This window comes from Pelagicoccus mobilis (assembly GCF_016595505.1).
GTDB classification, from domain to species: Bacteria; Verrucomicrobiota; Verrucomicrobiia; order Opitutales; family Opitutaceae; genus Pelagicoccus; species Pelagicoccus mobilis.
In genome coordinates this window covers 16588-34193 of sequence record NZ_JAENIL010000011.1, presented here as the reverse complement: position 1 = coordinate 34193, position 17606 = coordinate 16588, and the positions used below count along the sequence as shown (strand labels likewise).

Sequence of the window (17606 nt, the reverse complement as noted above, 5' to 3'; positions counted from 1 at the left end):
ATCTTAAAGTGGGAAGCGGCCTTGTGCCGCGATTCTCAGCGCCTAAACAAAAGAAAATTGCTCTAAACCTCAGCCACAAAGGCCTTCATCCACTTCACGTAAGCGGCTAAGGCCTCGTCCGGCTCTTCCAGATCCGCGTGCCAGCGTTTCTCGTGCTCGAACACATACCATCCATCGAACTCCCGTTCGATCAATGCCTTCACCGCTCCATCAAGAGGCAGCTCTCCGGTGCCAGGCAAAACGTAACGCCAGCCATCCTTCATCGCATGGGCATGCGACTTATCGAAAACCGCGTCCTTCAAATGCACACAGGGAATGATGTCCCCTAGAACCGAAAGCGTATGTTCGGCCGATTCACCGCCGACGCGCGTCGTGTGCCCAATATCCCACAAGATTTGAAAATTCGGACTCCCCACCGCATCGACTAGCTTCTTGCACACCTCTGCTTCCATCCAATGGTCATGCATTTCGAGCAGCCAATTGATCTGGTCCGCGCCATCGAGCTTCAGAATAGCTTCCATGCAACGGCGACCATACTCAATCGATTGATCGCGGTCCATTGCTGGATCTCCGTATCCAAATACTCTGACCTGCTCAGCACCTAGAGCTCGGGCAACAGGAATCGTACGACGAGCTTCTTCCAGGTTCGTCTCGAACAGGCCGACATCACAAATTCGCAAACTTGAGCTTACGCCACTGACCACCAATCCGTGTTCATCGATCAGGCTTCGAGTCACGTCGATGCCGCTCGTGAATTCCGGCTGAGTCGTGATATCCAGCCCGGATCCGGTCCCTCGAAAGTCGAGGCCATCAAAACCGTATTCGGAAGCTTTCTTCACAATTGTCCGGACATCCCATTCCGGACAGGCCAATGTCGTAAAAGATAGTTTCATCGTAAGATCAGCATTCCACTGTTGTTTAAATCGAGTCGATACACACGGCCATTGTAGCGGGCAACGCCTTGAACCGGATTCTCGACAGTAAAGTAGAGTTCCAAACCGTTCTCGCCGTTTCGCAACGCCAGCGTTGTCGAACCGTTTAATTCAAACTCCATGTCCTTGCCGATACGCAGCTTCGAGCAATCTACCGCCGCTGCTTGAATACCGTTCGCGCCCGCATTGAAGTACGAGAAAAGAGCATCGGTCTTCCAGACCGACTCCCCGATTTCCGCGCCGTTCGTATTGACAGAAATCCACTCAGCTCCGTCCTCGCTTTTGACGACAACCGCAGATTCAGACTTTCGCTCGTACGCATACTCAACTCCTGTTTCCTCATCAGAAACGGGATCGAGCAAGCTTAAGCCAAGCGCGTTCGCTCCTTGCAGAGAGTGCTTCAGATAAGGGAATGGAGCATAATCGCCTTTGATGTACGTCAACTCCCCTTCGTATTCCTTGGCTTTGAAGCCCTTGCCCCAAAACCACTGCCTCAGCCCTGCGGCCGGACCGTAGTCATCGTTCGAATACCTCCACTCGTGCAGAGCATCGCTCGAAGTCAACGTTGCTCGACCTCCATGCATGACGACCTCGATTTCTCCAGCCTTTGGCAGAGCGACGAAATCAGCTATCGCATACTTGTCGCCATCTAACATCGCAACCAAACGGCGATGCTTGCCGCCTTCCGCGTAAGGAGCCTCCTTTATCTCGCAAGAGAAGAATGGAGTCACAAATCGATGAGAGGAATACGGTGCGAGATTCGGAGCGACATCCACCGGAGCTTTCCCGTTCGCAAGCACTACATTGTGGGCCTCGTCAGTAAGATACCATTCCCTCCGCATTGGCTCACCATAACTCTTCCGCGTATAACCAGCATCCGACGACATCATCTGGTTCTCCGCATGCAGAACAAAACTCAAGTGATCATAGTGCTCGTGATTGTCCGCTTCCGCGACTCCGTGAAAGATAAGAGTGCGCGATTTGGGATCATTGAAATCCCAATCACTACGGAATACGCTCTGACCGGATTTCATAAACTGTACCGGCGAGACATCCGGTTTCGCCGCTGCGATACTCGGATCGTAACATAGGTACTCTACCAAAGCCTTTGCATAATCCCAGCTCGCTCCGGTGTAGTTGAATCCTGACTTCGCTTCCGATGCATCAAAGGCGGAGTAATCAGTTGCTTGATAGTTCCACTGCAACACTTCCGAAAGCGGCGCCTTGCTGTGAAGAAGAGTCGGCGTATCCAAGAACGCTTTTGCGACTAAGTGCGATGGATAAGGACGGATAAAGCTGTCCTCGAAATTCCACATCCAGCCCTTGCCATTTCGAGTAACAATCGGCCACTCGAACGCTGATTGATAATAGCTAAACGCATCGAACCCGGTCGTATTCTCGTAGTGGTAGAGAAAGGGTACAAAATTGATAAACGAGAAGATGTAGTAGTGAGACCCTTCACGGTACATGCCGTCACCAGCAAAGAAGTAACGAGTCGTCGCGTTCGCTGCCTTCACCGCGCGCGTCAGCCAATCCTTTGCTTCAGGGTGGTCCGATAGCACCAGAGCAGTACTCCCGAGCCCCCAGGCTGGCTTTGACAGGTGGTTGTGAGGACTGCCCGCCCAGGACCAGAGATTTTCATAGGTGTAGCGGGCATGCTCGATCAAATGTCCTCGGATGATCTCATCATCTTGCTTCGAAAGCCCTGGCTGCACCCAGTCGTAAGCGGCAGCAAAGTTCTGCGCCCAAACTCCTTGGTAAATCTCGTCAACCGCACTCCCCTTGATTATCGGATCGAGCTGATAGAGCGGTCCCGCGTATCCTCGCTTCAGGGCTTCAGTCGCTTTCGCGAGGTAGGCCTTCTTCTTGGCGTCATCCGAAAGCTGATACATCAGGCCATTGTAAGCTGCGACTTGAGTCAGCGTGCCGTAATACTTGTGAACGATCTTCTTGTCGTCCTCGAGCTTCGGCACCGGAGGCAGATCGGCGAGCAGGAATTCGCTCTCGTTCAGATTCTGCCAATACTCTTTCGCCGTCGCGTCGGCATCTTTCTTGGCCAGCACCTGCTTCACTTCTGAAGCGTCAAACCAAAGCGATGGATGCACTTCCTTCTCAGGCATCTGAACTTCCGTCGGTAGGGCGAATCCATCGTAAGTGTGATAGAATTCACGCTCATCAATCGCCAACAAACTGCCGACGATTCCGACGCTTGCTACTAGAACCGATGCAAACTTAGCACGCATAAACGCCTCCATTGATATCTAGAGTCGCTCCTGAGATGAATCCATCGTATTCGGAAGCGAGATACAGAACAGCACGAGCAACGTCATCAGGACTTCCCGCCCTTCCAACCGGTAAGCCCTTGATCGTCTCATCTGCCGACTCTTTGGTTGTATGCGTATTGTGGAACGACGTTCCGAGAATGAGCCCAGGAGCGATCGCATTCACTCGCACCCCCTGTGGGCCGAGCTCCGACGCCAATGACCGTGTCCAAGTAAGAATGCCACCCTTCGCCGCAGAATAGACAATCGATCCCGCATGGCCACCCTTTCGTCCAGCCAGAGAAGAGAGATTCACGATACTGCTTCCTTCGTTCGCAGTCAGCAATGGCAGAACCGCCTGAGTAACCAGAAAGTTAGAGGTCACATTGACGTCCCAAACGGTTTTCCAAAACTCGTCCTCGATATCGCCAAGAGAACGGCGGCCAATCAAGGAGCCTGCATTGTTAACCAGAATGTCGAGGCCACCGAGCTCTTGCTCGATCTCCTTCGACATCTTCTCAGCATCAGCACGGTTAGTAAGGTCACCTTGCAGAGCAACCGCTTTCACTCCTTTTGAGTCGGCATACGCTACCAGCTCCTTGGCAATCGTATCGCTGGAGAAATAGTGGACAGCAACACTCGCCCCTGCATCGATAAAGCGTCGCGAAATCGCCTCTCCAATTCCTTGCGCGCCCGCTGTTACGAGGACGCGTTTTCCTGAAAGTTTTTCTGAAATCATCTGAATATTCGTATCTGTTATCTGGACACTTCCGGGAGGGCTTCATCTTCAATTACCCAGCTTCCATTCTTTTCGTGACTTAATTCCCAACGCCCTTCGGCGAGCGAAACGAGTTCCCAGGCAGCGGAATCCGCTTCGTTCGTACCGGCCCAACTCAAACAAGCGAGATCGCGCGTTTCATCCGCGCTCACCTTCGTTTCGAGTAAGGCGGTCGAGTGATAGGCGGCCTGAATGTGGCGACGTGGTCCATCTTCAGCTGAGAGGCGGCTATCATACCCAGTAGAGTCAAAACCGCAAATGGCCTGCAGAGATGCTCCGTATTCACCAGAGCTAACAGTGACAAGCGGCATACCGCCCTTGTTCTGGATCTTCGCGCCGTCTAAGTCCGAAACGGAGTAACCTCCATGTCTCAAGGTCGCTGCATCCTTCGCGATCACGCGGTGCACGATGAGTTGCCAGTTCCCTTTCCACCAAACCCGCGTTTCCACAGAAACCTGAAACTGCTCAAGCTTGCCGCCTAGGCTATACAAGCAGCCCATGTGGTGCGGTTCGATAGCGAACGGAGCGGTGTAGTGACGTCCATAAACGACCTCGGATCCTTCCTTCTGCGCCGTCAAACCACCATCAAAGGGATAGGATGCGGGATCACTTGAAAGAGCAAAACCGAAAGCGCTCTTGTAGCTCAGGCGGCCCCACTTGTGCGGACCGAAACGCGTATTCGTCGATGCGATCTGAGAACCTGCATTGATGATTTCCACTTCGCCATCAACGCTTCTCGCAATGAGACAAGGTGCTTTCATAGCGATCGCACGGTCCTGGTTGTCAGGTTTGGCAGGAATCTCCTCCCCTTCCCAGAACGGGTCTTCTGGGGCCAATAGAAGCGGCGAGAAGGCCTTTGCCGCCCAATATGGGGATCCGCCGGTCGAGTACACCTCTACCATTGGCAAAAACTCATCGTACCAACCGAGCGAGAGACAGCCCTGCCCTTGCGAAATGGGCTTGTTCAAAAAGAATTCCAAGCTGCGCTGACAAATGGAACGAGCCTCTCCTGCAGGGACAGGGGACGCCCCCAACGCATGAGCTAAACCAAAGGGAGCCGTCGAATTGAAGCGATAGGAAATCGAGCGACCAAAGGCAGGATGTTCCCCGCTTTCGGCGAAGAAAATCGGATAGTCCTTCATGAAACGATTAGTCCGCTCCTTGAAGCGCTCGCAACGTCCCGGATTAGCTTCTCCATACAATGCCACCCACCACATGCTGTAGTAGTGCCACGCATACGCATTGTAGAAATCGAAGGCCTGATTCATACCATCCATGTACCAGCCTTCGTCAGCGTACATCCCTTCCAATTCCTCGAACCAACGATCCACCACACCGCGATACGCAGTGCGCAAGCGTCCTTCACGCTGGAGAAATTCCAGAACGAAAATACCGAAGAACATATGGTTGTTCCAGTGATGTCCGTTTCCGACATCCGACTCGAGCCACGACAAGACACGGGCTTGCTCAACCTCATTCAGGTCGTCCCAAAGCCAATCACGACTCAGTTCGAGCCCAATCACAAAGAGCCCCATCTCCACAGAATGTTGATGAAAGTTAGCGGAGTATCCAAAAAATTGATCCGACTCCGGGTCGCTTCCTAGCAGCAAGGCTTGGCGGAACCAGGCTTTGCACTTTCCAAGCAGCTCCTCGTCTCGCTCATCGCGGAAGAGATTCGTCGAACGCTCCCAATGGCAGAAAAGCACAAAAGGACGAGCCAGCGCTTCGAGTCGATCAGCGTTCTCATCATGGTCACTCGCCATCCCCTCGATATCGAGGTTCGCACGTCCCTCTTCCATCAAGTCGGCCAATGGTTCGATTAACGCACGGGCATAATTCTGCCACTTGCGGTAGGATGCAGGAACGTTCTCGCGAACGGGGCCCGCGTGATCAAAAAAGCGAGGGGTAATTTCTTTCGTATCCATTTTCTAAATCTTTCAGGTAGAGCGGTCGTAAACGTCCAATGTGATTGGCTCGGTAACAGGTTGGTTGTTCTGGAAGAGGCGAAGATTCTCCAAACTATGATCCGCCGCATCGCGGCGACGATCTGTAGAGGGACCTCCAAGGTGCGGCAAAAGAACAATGTTGCGGCATCCGCGAAATGCATGGTCTTCCGGAAGGGGCTCGATCGTGTAAACATCAAGCCCAACCTGGATGTCTCCTCGTTCCGCGATCGCCAGGAGTGCTTCTTCATCGACCAGAGCGCCGCGAGCGACATTGACGAATGAACCACCCTTCGGGATCAACCCGAGAAGCTTTTCTCCCACGATTTTCTCTCTCTCAGGCGTCAATGCTTCGGCTTCGATCACCACGTCGTTCTCGGAGAACAACTTCTCGAGATCCTTCTCCTGACGCACTCCGTAAGCTTCGAACACTTCTTCTGGAACGCCCTCCGTATACGTTGAGATCTTGTCGGTGAAGGGCCTCAACAATGGCAACAACGCTTTCGCCACCGCGCCAAATCCGTGGATACCGATCCTGCGATCAAAGAGAGACTGCGTAACCGTGGTCCCATTTTTCCAGCCTCCTTGATCGTGCATCTGATGCGACCAATACGCTACCCGTCTCATACAAGCGAGGCTTAGCAGTAGCGCGCACTCCGCCACCGTACGGCTGATTGACGAACTCCAGTTCGTCACAAGCAAGCCCTGCTCGATCAGTTCTCGCGGAACTAGTTTGCGAACGGAGCCTGGCATGTAGCACACGTAGTCGAGCGCAGGAGCGATCTCTGTTCGAGTGTTCGCTGGCAGTGGTTTGGTCTTCCATCCCGCCACGAGAATCCTTGGATTCGTTTCCTTCAACAGCTCGACCCAAGACTCTTCGGTACAGGACTCCGCGTCAACGACTCGGCAAGGAGCGATCAGTTCTTTCAACGCTTCGAGCCGGTCCTCCACTAGGAAGGTCTCGATCTCGAGCTGCGACATTACAATTAGGTTTGTCGATTGCATTTCTACAGTCTCACAATGCGGGTCCAGCGAGCTCTAGGAACTCTAGGCCTTCCCCTGTTTCAAAAGTCACATCGCCTGCCTCAGCGGCGATAAATACCCGATCAAAGCGATTCAATTGATAGCTTTGATCACCAACTTTTAGCGAACCCGATCCATCGGTCACGACGAGAATGTAAAAGCCATCCTCCCGCTTTGTAACTGATTTTTCGATACGGGTTGAGCGAGCTTGAAAACAATTGGTACGATCCGATCCGATCAAAAGCTTTTGCTCGGATCCGTCCTCAAACACGCGCACCACTCTGGGTTCGCAAACAAAACTCTCTGCGGATTTCGGCTCCAGGTCGAAAACCTGCAAGCAGAACTCCAAATCACGCCCCATATAGCGCGATTCCTCCGGCAGCACGAAACCGCCTCTCTCAAATTCAAAACGTACTACGAGGTCGCTCGCCTCCATCAGCTCGACCATCAGAATTCCTTCGCCCAAAGCATGCGGACAGGCTCCCGGAATCAGGAAAACATCACCCACCTTTACGGGGATCTTATCGAAACAATCTTCCAAAGCAGAGATATTCTGAGTCTCTATCCATTGCTTCAGCTCTTCCTTTGAAGGTGGACGTTGAAAGCCCGCATAAATGTAGGGCTCCTTAACATCCTCCCGGATTGCCAAAATGATGTAGGCCTCAGTCTTCCCCTTGTTCGTTCCCAAGTGCTTCGCAGAGAACGCAGCAGTCGGATGCACCTGAAAGTGCAAGCGAATCGCGGAATCCAAATACTTGGCCAAAATTCGCATATCCAAGCCGAAGCGTTCCACGTGAGCCTTGCCCAAATAAAACTCTGGATCCTCCTTCACCAAGTCCAACATCAGTAAAGAGTCACCGGACTCCGTCGTGATCTTCGACAGCCCTTCGTCCGCATCTTGCTGGTCCGGGTTGTTCGCAGTTGTCAGCGAACCCAACCAATCTTCGGGAAAATGGCTATCCGCAGGATCTTCAATTCCGGAAATTGTATCCAGAACCTTACCGCCTGTATAGGTACGCCAAACGCGATTCGGCGGGAGCGGTAAAACGCACTGTTTCGAAGCAATCACGCGGTCGCCTTCTCCTTTCCAGCCTTCGCGAGAGCATAACCGATTCCGAGCAATACAAGGCCACAGAACATGAATGCAAAACGTCCAAGCAATGGATTCGGTATGAGGGCGAGCAGGAAGACGAAGCCACCGTAAATCATGGAGAGAATTCCCAAAGCCTTCCCCTGCGAAGAGTCCTTCTCGACTGTTCCGGTCTCATCCGCCGTCACCGGCGTCTCTAGATTCTTGAAGAAACCATCTACTTCCTCCTTACGCTCGCCAGTTGGTTCCTTGTAGAAGAGGCCAGAACCGAGATAGACGATCGATCCGACGGTCAGGTTGATCACAACCCCGTAGATTAGCGAGAGATCACTCGCCTCACGTCCCGAGAACTCCGTATCCAGTCCGAGTATACTGTGAGTCCACTCGGGAGTCATCCAAGTCTTAACTGCGAACGATACGCAAAGTCCAATGATGATCGTGACCCAACTCGCCCAGTCCGGCACCCGCTTAACTACAAGTCCCCAAATCAAAGGCACTTGCATCGGAATGGCGATGTATCCACCAAACTTCAGCATCAAGTCGAAGAGACCGATTTCCTTCATCTGGCTGAACAAGATACCAGCTGCGATGATGCCCAATCCAAAGACAATCGTGGAGATCTTGCTCACCATGAGCAGCTCCTTTTCAGTCGCCTTCGGGCGCAGCAACGGCAGATAGAAATTCCGCACAAAGATACCAGCGTTACGATTAAGGCCGCTGTCCATGGATGACATTGTGGCAGCGAAAATTCCGGACATCAACAGACCGAGCATCCCCGCCGGAAGCGTCATAATACAGATCGCCACATAGGAGGCCTCCTCAGGTTTTTTCAGCTGAGGAAACATGCTACCGAGATCTGGATACAAGATCGCCGATACCATGGGAGGGACGAACCAAACCACAGGTCCGATGATAAAGAGAGCCGATGCGAGCAAAGCGCCTTTTCGAGCTTCATTCGTATCGCGAGCGCACAAATAGCGTGACGCATCCATCATGTTGTTGGTCGACGCAAACTGCTTAATCAGAATTACAACCACCCAAATCCAAATGAGAGCAGAGTAATTCGTATCGCCCCCGAACATTCGATCGGCAGGGAAACGCTCTATCATTTCGCCGACGCCGCCAACTTCCTTCAAAGCAAAGAACGCTGCAACAACGCTAATTGGCATCAATACCAAGACTTGCATGAAGTCTGACGCGACGACCGCCCAGCTACCCCCAGTCACCGAGAGAATGAGCACTACCAAACCCGTCACCAGGACGGTCGTCTTGATATCAAACCCAAACACCGCGGAGAAGAACACTCCGAGGCCGTTCAACCAGATCCCAGCATACAAGGTCCCGATCGGGAGCTGCAGCCAGGTAAATACTTGCTCCGCTGTCTTGCCAAAGCGGATACGCATCGCTTCGACCGCCGTCACCACACGAGACTGACGACACTTCGCGGCGAAGTACCAATAGTTCGCTACGAACCCAAGAGCGTTACCAAAGAAGATAACCAGCACAAGCAGACCGTCGTTGTAGGCCTTGCTCGCCGCTCCTGTAAATGTCCACGCGCTAAACTGAACCATGAAGGCGCTACTCCCAGCCATCCACCAGGACATCTGGCCTCCACCACGGAAGAAGTCGCTCGTGTTACCGATGAAATTTCGGAACAAGAGGCCGATCGCCACCATGAACAGGAAATAGAATCCGATGACTCCATAGTCAAAATTGGTCAATGATACATCCATACGACAGATAGTATTTGAGAAATGATTACGTGATTGAGGTCCCTTTCAGCGTGCCGAAAACCGGAACGGCACCTTTCATTCGAGAGCTCGCTCCCACATTAGAAATGCTCGAAGAGCGAAGAGTAAGTGGTTCGGTTTCCCCAGATACTGAATCCAACAAATACTCTCCGCCTTCAAATTCGATGGCTGTTTCACCATTCACCCCGGAGAGAACAGACGGCACTTCGACCAGACGTTCCCCCTCGAGATCTCGAGCTCCGGAACCGCAAGCGCGGTCGCACGAAGCAGAAAATTTAACCTCCCCTAATCCCTTTTCTCCGACACTAAGAAAATCTTCGCAATCGGCATCCAACTCTACGGCAACGCTCGGTCCGACAAACGAAGCGGCGCCGAAAACGATGGTCCGAAAAGACTGAAAATCCTGGGAGTAAAGTGACATAAGAGGGGTTTGCTCAGCCGGGTTGATCTTCGCTTTCCAGATCCGCCGCAGCAGGTCATTTCAAACAGAAACGATTTCCCGACTGTGACTAAACTTATAATTATTAGTTTTCATAAGTGTCAACCTATTTGCCCTTGGCTAGGGAAAGAAAATGCGGTTTTGAGAAAATTTTAGTCGTTTCTTTCCAGATAATCCTAATATATATAAGGAAGAAACTGATAATGCGGTTTCACTCCCTCACCTAGGTATGACCCAATCAAAACCCAAACGAATTTCACAAGCGCAGATCGCCAAGGAGATCGGCTGCTCCCAAGCCCTTGTATCGATGGCATTGAACGGCCGCACCAAGGGCATTTCCGAGAAAACTTACAACGCGATCCGCGAGCTCGCCGCCCGCGAAGGTTACACGCCGAAAGGCATGAAGATCGAAAGCGACCCTGCCGATAGCAGCCAGAAGACAATCGGCTACATTCTTCGCTCCCCTCTTCGACTGGCCAACAAGAGCAACTTCTTTAGCCACATCCACCAGGGACTGCACGAGCACCTTAAGGAGCACAAACTCAAGACGGTGTATCTGGGCTCTGAAGACGATCTCAACGAATCCGAAAACTCCTTCTCCTCCCACTTTCAGAATTCCGTGAAAGGAATCGCCATTATGGGAGAGGTTCAGCCGGCCTTTTTGAAGAAAGTAAGAGCCACGGGTCGACCCATCGTCTACATCTCTTCGAAGGCCACAGGCCAGTGCCATTCAGTTCTATCCAACGAGTTCGAATCGGCCGAGCTTCTCGTCGACCACCTCTACGAACTTGGCCATCGCGAATTCGCCTGGCTTGGCGGCGGCAACCCGCGAGGCCGACACGACGAGCGACTCGATTCCCTGGAAAAGGCCCTGCAAAGCAAGGGACTTGCCCTCGATCCGAAGGCAAAATCAACACGCGACGGATCCGATCGCAAAGAAGGATACGAAGCCGCCCAGGAAATCTTGGACAATGTGGATACAATTCCAAGCGCCTGGATTTGCCTCAACGCCTTAATGGCTCGCGGTGCCATCAACTATTTGCTGCAGCAACAGATCTCCATCCCGCAAGAAGTGAGCGTCGCCGCATTTGACATGACTCGAATCTGCGAAGAAGAACACCCGACCCTCACCTCCGCCGGAGCTAACCCCGAGACAATGGGACGTGAAGCTGGCAAAATCCTAACCCGCGCCATCGAAGAAGATTCAGCTGGACTCACGGACATAACCTTACCTGCCGGGCTCAAAATTCGCGAGTCAACCAACACCGCTCCCCGCAGTAAAAAGAAGCTCGTTCGAACCTAGTAGCTACAAGTATCCACAATTTCATAACAAAAGGCCGCACAAAAAAGTGCGGCCTTTACTTTTGCCCCCAAAAAACAGTAGGGCCGGCGCTCGCCGCCGCGCCGCACCACAGTAGAAAACTCCAACAAAACACAACTCCCACCAAACACAAAAAAGCGCGCGGCCCTACCTAAAGCCGCGCGCTATTGTCATTCTACAGTCCGCTGCCCTACAGAACCAGAACAGCGAACCTTTCTAAAACGGTCTAGAACTTACCCTTCACGCCGATCGCGTACTGCACACCGTATTCTTCGATACGCTCTGGAACCGCGATGCTGTGATCAGCGTTACGAGCGAACTGGCGTTGCTCTTGATTGAAGATGTTTCGTCCGCTGATGAAGATCTGAGTCTTATCGTTGATATCGAAGTCGATATTGATATCTACCGTTTCGAGAGCATCACGATAGAGCTTGAAGTAAGCGATACGATCGCCGTCAGAATTATAAGTTCTCAAGTCAGTGAAGTTGCCAACGAGTTGCTCGCCCTTGCTATTGAACTTAAGCTGAACCTTCCAAGGATCGCGATCGTAGGTCAGACCCAAATTGTAAGTCTCTTCAACCATGTCTTCCAACTCGTTGATGGTGTTACCATTGATCTTCTGCTTAACGTCGATGAAGGTTGCGTTCGCCAAGAAGCTGAAGCTGCTCAACCAATCCGGCATATTGCTGCCCTTGAGAGAACGGAAGTAGCTCAACTCGATACCATCAACCGTCGCAGTTCCTCCATTCTCATCGGTTTCAAACGCATACTGTGGCGTCTCGAGGAGGATGGTAGGCAGGCCATAAGCCTCGAACTCAGCAGGCGAGAGATCGCCGATCACTCCGTCATGACTTACGATATAGTCGCTTATCTTCTTGCGGAAGATTCCAGCCGAAATCGATCCGCCCATTTCCGGATAGTACTCGAGAGTGAAGTCGAAATTATCCGCATCCTGCGGAAGGAGACCCGTGTTGTTGAACTCAACCAAACCATCCGACTCCATTTCGTCTTCTGACGGTTGGTCGATTTCGATCTGCGGTACAACCGCGCTGAAGTTCTGACGACCAATTGTATTTGCGTAAGCGAAGCGCATCAGCAAACGGTCATTGATGTCGTAAGCGAAGTGAATGCTTGGGTAGAAGTCATCGTATGACGCAGTGGATACCTTACGCTGACTCCACTGAGCCTGCAGCTTTTCAACTGGGTCATCGATTCCATCACCAAGCGACTCATCATAGTAGCCACCTTCACCGGTAAGCGTTGTTTCTTCGTAGCGAACACCTGCTGTTACCTTGAGGCGGGAGTCCATGAACTTGAGCTGAGCCATCATGTAGGCTGCGTTGATTTCTTCCTCAGCCTTGAACACATCATTGGCTTCACCCGTGATGTTGGATACATAGCGAGACGGGTGGTTGAAATCGAAGTTGTCCTGGTTCGCAGCGAAGTAGTCGTAGATATCCTCGTAGTCAGGCCACTGAATGATTCCAGATCCGATGTATAGAGCATCTTGTCCAGAGTAGTACTGCTCTGCTGGGAGACCAGTGTCGTCGTAATGGCTATCCACGTGACGAATACGAGTACGATTACGATCCGCATCACGCTCTTGCTTCTGGTAACGCACTCCCATCTTGAAGTAACCTGGAGACTCACCAACACGGATGTTGCGCTTCATGTCGAAGTTCAAACCGGTGAATTGATCCTCAGCGTCCTGCTCGCGAGTCTGCACCTCATCGAGGTCAAAGGTTGCCAAACTGGATACACCGTAAGTTGGGTCAACGTTGCCATTCTCATCATAAAGCGTCAGAGTTGGCGTGAATGACATTACACCAGCGTAAGGATCACCGATATCGCTGAACTCGAAGCGTCCACGGTAATCGTCATCGCCAATTACCGCCATGATCATTCCACGAGAGAAATCATCGTAGTAGTTCGTCGCAGTAGAAGAGAAACCACCAACCTCATAGGTCCAAACATCACCATAATGCGTGACCTTGAAATCTCCGTGCCAAGTGTCGCCGTATTTGTTTCTCCATGACCCGCCAAGGTCGATGTCACCACGACCAGGGTCACCGAGCATGTAGGTTGGAGAAATGACCGAGTCATCCTCATTGCCGTCGCTATCCGTAGTGGATGTGATGTTAGAGTCCCAAGTTATGTTACGATTACGGAATTCAGAACGGTAGTCGTTGAACTGAACACTACCGGAAACAACCGTGTTCTCGCCCCACTTGTAGTCAGCCTTCAGATGGAAAGAATCGCGATTCGTGAACTTTGGACCATCCTGGATGTAGTAACGACGCATGATCGGAGTGCCGAGACCTTCGCCCGAATTATCCGTTACCCAACGGGTACGCACACGGTGCTGTTCGTTGTACTGGTTCGAGTTCGTGTAGTTGAACATCACTCCCAGTGTTCCATCTTTGAATACATCAGCATAGCTGAAGTCGAAACCTGGCTTGATCTTCGAAGTCGTATTGTCTCCCCAGCCCGGCGTAGAACCTAAATCCAAGTTCTCGTCATTCGCGCTGATGTACACGCGATACTTGATCTCGCGACCATCTCGCTCGAACGCGTTCTTACTGACGAGATTAACAGCGCCTCCAAGCGAGTCCGCCGCCATGTCAGCAGTGGGAACCTTTGCCACCTCAACACGCTCGATGTTGTTGATGGAAAGCTGCTCCAGCTCGAAGTCACGGGCCTTGTTACCCGAGGCCGCACTCGCCATACGATTACCGTCAACGGTAACTGGAGTGAAGTTATCAGCCATACCACGCACCGTAATCGTACGAGCATCCGCCGCGACGTAGTTGATGTTAACACCAGGGAGGAACTTAACGAACTCACCTACGTTACCTTCAGTCACATCACCAAAAGTTCCGGAGTCCACTACGTTCACATTGTAGTCAGAGACGCGCTGCTTGTTGATCGCACGACTGAACGCATCCACCTCGTTGCGTACCTCAAACGCATCCAGCTCGAAGATTTCGTCATCATCGTCGAAGTTGTTCTGACTCTTCATCTGAACGGTGTCGACGACTGCGAGTTGTCCCGCTTGAACCTCCACCATGACGTTCTTTTCGAAGTAGCCGACGTGCTCGACTGTAAGTGAATAGGTTCCGGCAGATAGCCCTGTGATACGGTAGGTACCGTCTCCCACGGTTTGGACCGAATCTCCAGTCTCAGACACAGTTACAGTTACATCCTCCATGTAGCGACCGCTGATCGCATCCTGAACGCGGCCCTGCACTCGGCCATTGTCCTGACCAAAAGCAGAAATACCAGATGCCATAAAGGCTACTAGTAGAGTTAGATAGCGAGCGACCGATCTGCCTCCTGCAGAGCCTCGCAACATTCTCGTAAGAGAACTAAGTTTCATAAGTCGATAGGGTTAGGGTTCTTGGGGAAACCGAATCGCCGCCAATTGCACACAGGCGGCTACGGTTACGAGAAAACCACTCACCCCCACCTAGAGTCAATCACAAAACTTATAACTATTAGTTTTTAATAATAGTCATAACCTATTTACAGCTCTCCAAAAACAAAAAAGCCCCGCTGTAAAGCGGGGCTGAAAAGGATATAATTATCAGCTTTGATCAGGAGATGCCCATAATCTTGCGACCTTCCTCGGAAATCATCTGCGGATTCCACACCGGATCCCAAACGATGTCCACGGTCGCCTCGGAAACCGCATCAAGCAACTTCACCCGCGTCCGGGCGTCTTCGGCGATGACAGGCCCCATACCGCAGCCTTGGGCCGTCAGGGTCATCTTAATGAAAACCTCGCTCTGCCCGTCTTTGGCAGATTCAATCCGCAAATCATAGACCAACCCCAGATCCACTATATTAATAGGGATTTCCGGGTCGAAACAGCCCTTCAGAGCTTCCCAGACCTGTTCCTCCAATGAAGCGTCTCCATCCGTCGCCGGAACGGCCGCAGATTCGCCCAGATCAACTTCTTCCAGAGCGTCTACATCCGCGCTCGCGATCCGAAACAAGCCCCTATCCGTGCGCACAGTCACATTTCCGCCCAGCGTCTGAGCAATAAAAACCGGGGTCCCCTTCGCCAGCGTAACCGAATCCCCAGCTGGAATCACAGTCGCGCCGCAATCTCTAATCAGTACCGTTTCCATTCCACTAATAGATATAAGTTATTCAATTGTGATCGTATAGGGCAAAACCGTGTAAACCCCTTTCGGATCATTAAATCGCGATGTCATCTCGCTCGCTTCGCGATACAAGTCAACCAAGGGCTTCAGGGCAATATTCGTCGACGCATCCGCCGCTTGCTGCGACACGTCGGAAAGCAGCTCGTCGAGGAAATTGCTTGCCGCCGGCAACTCCTTGATCGCAGGCGAATCGCCAAGCCCAGCTTCCTGCCCCGCATAGGCGATCGCCTCACCCAAACCGCCAAGCTCGTCGACCAAGCCAAGATCAAGAGCGTCCACCCCCGACCAGATACGCCCTTCGGCTAGCGCCTTCACAGCATCCAGCTCCAGCCCACGCCCCTCTGATACCTTCTCCAAAAACGCGTCGTAGACAAAGTCCACCTGACGCTGCACCAAATCCATCTCGCGGTCCGTCTTCGCCCGGAACATTCCCATGAAGTCCGCGTGCTCCGTCGTCTTAACCGTATCGAAATTCACACCGTGCTCGGCCGCCAACTCCTCGTAGTTGAAGAAAACCCCGATCACGCCGATCGAGCCCGTTAGCGTATTCGGCTGAGCATAGATCTTGTCGGCGTATGCAGAAATCCAATACCCACCCGAAGCAGCCATCGTCCCCATAGACACGACTACTGGCATCTTCTCTTTCGCCAATCGAATCTCACGCTGGATCACTTCGCTCGCCAAAGCGCTGCCACCAGGAGAGTTCACACGCAACACCAGAGCCTTCACCTTATCGTCCTGGCGGATCTTCCGAATTTCACGAGCAAGCTTGTCTCCACCAATCTGCCCCTCTTTCCCCTCTCCATTAACGATAGACCCTTCCGCGTAAACAACCGCCACGAATCCATCGCTTGAATACTCAGGCTTAACCGCGTCCAACAAATAGTCGGAAAGGCTCGTCTGCACAAAAGACTTCGTCGCAGCATCCTTGCTCGATACTTCCTGCATCTTCGCAATCAGCTCGTCCGTGTAGAGCAGCCCGTCAACCAGGCCGATCGACTCCGCGTCAGACGCCGCCAGCATGCCAAACTCATTGAGTTTCTCCTCGTAAAGCGACGGTTCGATGTCCGCCCCAGCAGCCACAACCTGCAGATACTCCGCCCAAAAATCCTCCAACACCGCCAGATTCGCCTCTCTCGAAGGATCGCTCATCCCCTCCAGCACAAAATTCTCAGCCGCCGCCTTGTACTCGCCCGCTCGCGTTACCTGAACGCCCAAGCCATACTTCTCCATAAACCCGCCAAGATACGGATAGCTCATCGACATGCCCGCATCCGAAACCAAACCGTCCGGGTTCATGTAAACCGTATCCGCCGCAGCGATCACGTACATGTCACGAGAACTCGGATACACTGCGTAAGCGACAACCGGCTTGCCCGACTCCTTAAACGCCTCGATCGCCTCACGCACCTCCTTCAGAGCGGCAAAGCCAGACGCGCCTCCCTCCGTTGAAAACGACCCCGTAAGCAACAAGCCCTCGATACGGTCGTCCTCTCCCGCCGCTCGAATCCCACGCGTCAAAGTCCGCAGCGATACCTTCGCCTGCCGACTCCCACCGATCGCCTCGTCGATAAACGCGTCCCGAGTCATGCCTACGGGCCGATCCTGCACCGCCGTCGACATGTTAAACACCAGCACGCTCCCATCCGCAACCTGCGGAACCGGCTGGCTCATCGACGACAAAACGCCGATCAAAACCAGGATAAATACAAACAAACCACCCGCCGCGAACAGTATCGCCAGCAAGGACGCGAAAAACGTCTTCAAAAATCCCTTCATAACATTTGCTAGATAACTACCTCTAACCTCCCTCATCGGCCAAGAGTCGCAAACCTAAACCGACACCTCCCCAACTCCCTTGGCGAAAGCACAACAAAACGGCGACCAGACAAATCCAGCCGC

General features: G+C 52.5%; 12 protein-coding genes. 1 reads left to right on the top strand and 11 read right to left on the bottom strand.

All coding sequences use genetic code 11. From position 1 onward, the window contains the following. Positions 1-62 precede the first annotated feature (62 nt). Genes JIN87_RS07285 through JIN87_RS07250 form a run of 8 tightly spaced genes read right to left on the bottom strand, consistent with a single transcriptional unit; the run spans position 63 to position 10199 of the window. Entirely contained in the window at positions 63-893 is an 831-nt protein-coding gene (locus JIN87_RS07285) for a sugar phosphate isomerase/epimerase family protein (protein ID WP_200354882.1), read from the bottom strand. After that, on the bottom strand, positions 890-3175 hold the full coding sequence (locus JIN87_RS07280) for a heparinase II/III domain-containing protein (protein ID WP_200354881.1): 2286 nt from the start codon (positions 3173-3175) through the stop codon (positions 890-892). Before JIN87_RS07280 ends, JIN87_RS07285 begins: the two co-directional genes overlap by 4 nt. After that, positions 3165-3932 carry an SDR family NAD(P)-dependent oxidoreductase gene (locus tag JIN87_RS07275; RefSeq protein ID WP_200354880.1) on the bottom strand — a complete coding sequence of 256 codons (768 nt, stop codon included), beginning with the start codon at positions 3930-3932 and terminating at the stop codon, positions 3165-3167. Before JIN87_RS07275 ends, JIN87_RS07280 begins: the two co-directional genes overlap by 11 nt. 17 nt (positions 3933-3949) lie before the next feature. Beyond that, on the bottom strand, positions 3950-5896 hold the full coding sequence (locus JIN87_RS07270; protein ID WP_200354879.1) for a DUF2264 domain-containing protein: 1947 nt from the start codon (positions 5894-5896) through the stop codon (positions 3950-3952). Between the two features lie 12 nt (positions 5897-5908). Next, the gene (locus tag JIN87_RS07265; RefSeq protein ID WP_200354878.1) at positions 5909-6895 is read right to left on the bottom strand and encodes an NAD(P)-dependent oxidoreductase; all 987 of its coding nucleotides are present in this window, start codon (positions 6893-6895) and stop codon (positions 5909-5911) included. Positions 6896-6929: 34 nt separating this feature from the next. Beyond that, on the bottom strand, positions 6930-8006 hold the full coding sequence (locus JIN87_RS07260) for a class I mannose-6-phosphate isomerase (protein WP_200354877.1): 1077 nt from the start codon (positions 8004-8006) through the stop codon (positions 6930-6932). Next, positions 8003-9760, bottom strand: a complete 1758-nt coding sequence (locus JIN87_RS07255; protein WP_200354876.1) for a sodium:solute symporter family protein — start codon at positions 9758-9760, stop codon at positions 8003-8005. The genes JIN87_RS07260 and JIN87_RS07255 overlap by 4 nt, the downstream gene beginning before the upstream one ends. 25 nt (positions 9761-9785) lie before the next feature. Then, a complete protein-coding gene (locus JIN87_RS07250) occupies positions 9786-10199 on the bottom strand; it encodes a hypothetical protein (protein ID WP_200354875.1) in 414 nt (137 codons plus the stop codon). Between the two features lie 247 nt (positions 10200-10446). Between JIN87_RS07250 and JIN87_RS07245 the strand changes: the two genes are divergently transcribed. After that, positions 10447-11520, top strand: coding sequence for a LacI family DNA-binding transcriptional regulator (locus JIN87_RS07245; RefSeq protein WP_200354874.1), 1074 nt, complete (start codon positions 10447-10449; stop codon positions 11518-11520). Between the two features lie 244 nt (positions 11521-11764). Here the strand turns inward: JIN87_RS07245 and JIN87_RS07240 are convergent, their stop codons facing one another. The 3 genes from JIN87_RS07240 to sppA form a co-directional block, all read right to left on the bottom strand. After that, positions 11765-14914 carry a TonB-dependent receptor gene (locus JIN87_RS07240; protein ID WP_200354873.1) on the bottom strand — a complete coding sequence of 1050 codons (3150 nt, stop codon included), beginning with the start codon at positions 14912-14914 and terminating at the stop codon, positions 11765-11767. 217 nt (positions 14915-15131) lie between these two features. Beyond that, positions 15132-15668 (bottom strand): iron-sulfur cluster assembly protein, encoded by a 537-nt coding sequence (locus JIN87_RS07235; protein WP_200354872.1) that lies wholly within the window; start codon positions 15666-15668, stop codon positions 15132-15134. An 18-nt stretch (positions 15669-15686) separates the two neighbouring features. Continuing rightward, positions 15687-17483 (bottom strand): signal peptide peptidase SppA, encoded by a 1797-nt coding sequence (gene sppA / locus JIN87_RS07230; protein WP_200354871.1) that lies wholly within the window; start codon positions 17481-17483, stop codon positions 15687-15689. Positions 17484-17606 lie beyond the last annotated feature (123 nt).

What these genes read in the sequence shown, in the direction of transcription:
- JIN87_RS07235 (WP_200354872.1), bottom strand. Translation starts at nt 15,668, where the DNA reads ATGGAAACGGTACTGATTAGAGATTGCGGCGCGACTGTGATTCCAGCT.
- JIN87_RS07250 (WP_200354875.1), bottom strand. Translation starts at nt 10,199, where the DNA reads ATGTCACTTTACTCCCAGGATTTTCAGTCTTTTCGGACCATCGTTTTC.
- JIN87_RS07240 (WP_200354873.1), bottom strand. Translation starts at nt 14,914, where the DNA reads ATGAAACTTAGTTCTCTTACGAGAATGTTGCGAGGCTCTGCAGGAGGC.
- JIN87_RS07275 (WP_200354880.1), bottom strand. Translation starts at nt 3,932, where the DNA reads ATGATTTCAGAAAAACTTTCAGGAAAACGCGTCCTCGTAACAGCGGGC.
- JIN87_RS07245 (WP_200354874.1), top strand. Translation starts at nt 10,447, where the DNA reads ATGACCCAATCAAAACCCAAACGAATTTCACAAGCGCAGATCGCCAAG.
- JIN87_RS07265 (WP_200354878.1), bottom strand. Translation starts at nt 6,895, where the DNA reads ATGTCGCAGCTCGAGATCGAGACCTTCCTAGTGGAGGACCGGCTCGAA.
- JIN87_RS07285 (WP_200354882.1), bottom strand. Translation starts at nt 893, where the DNA reads ATGAAACTATCTTTTACGACATTGGCCTGTCCGGAATGGGATGTCCGG.
- JIN87_RS07280 (WP_200354881.1), bottom strand. Translation starts at nt 3,175, where the DNA reads ATGCGTGCTAAGTTTGCATCGGTTCTAGTAGCAAGCGTCGGAATCGTC.
- JIN87_RS07255 (WP_200354876.1), bottom strand. Translation starts at nt 9,760, where the DNA reads ATGGATGTATCATTGACCAATTTTGACTATGGAGTCATCGGATTCTAT.
- JIN87_RS07270 (WP_200354879.1), bottom strand. Translation starts at nt 5,896, where the DNA reads ATGGATACGAAAGAAATTACCCCTCGCTTTTTTGATCACGCGGGCCCC.
- sppA (WP_200354871.1), bottom strand. Translation starts at nt 17,483, where the DNA reads ATGAAGGGATTTTTGAAGACGTTTTTCGCGTCCTTGCTGGCGATACTG.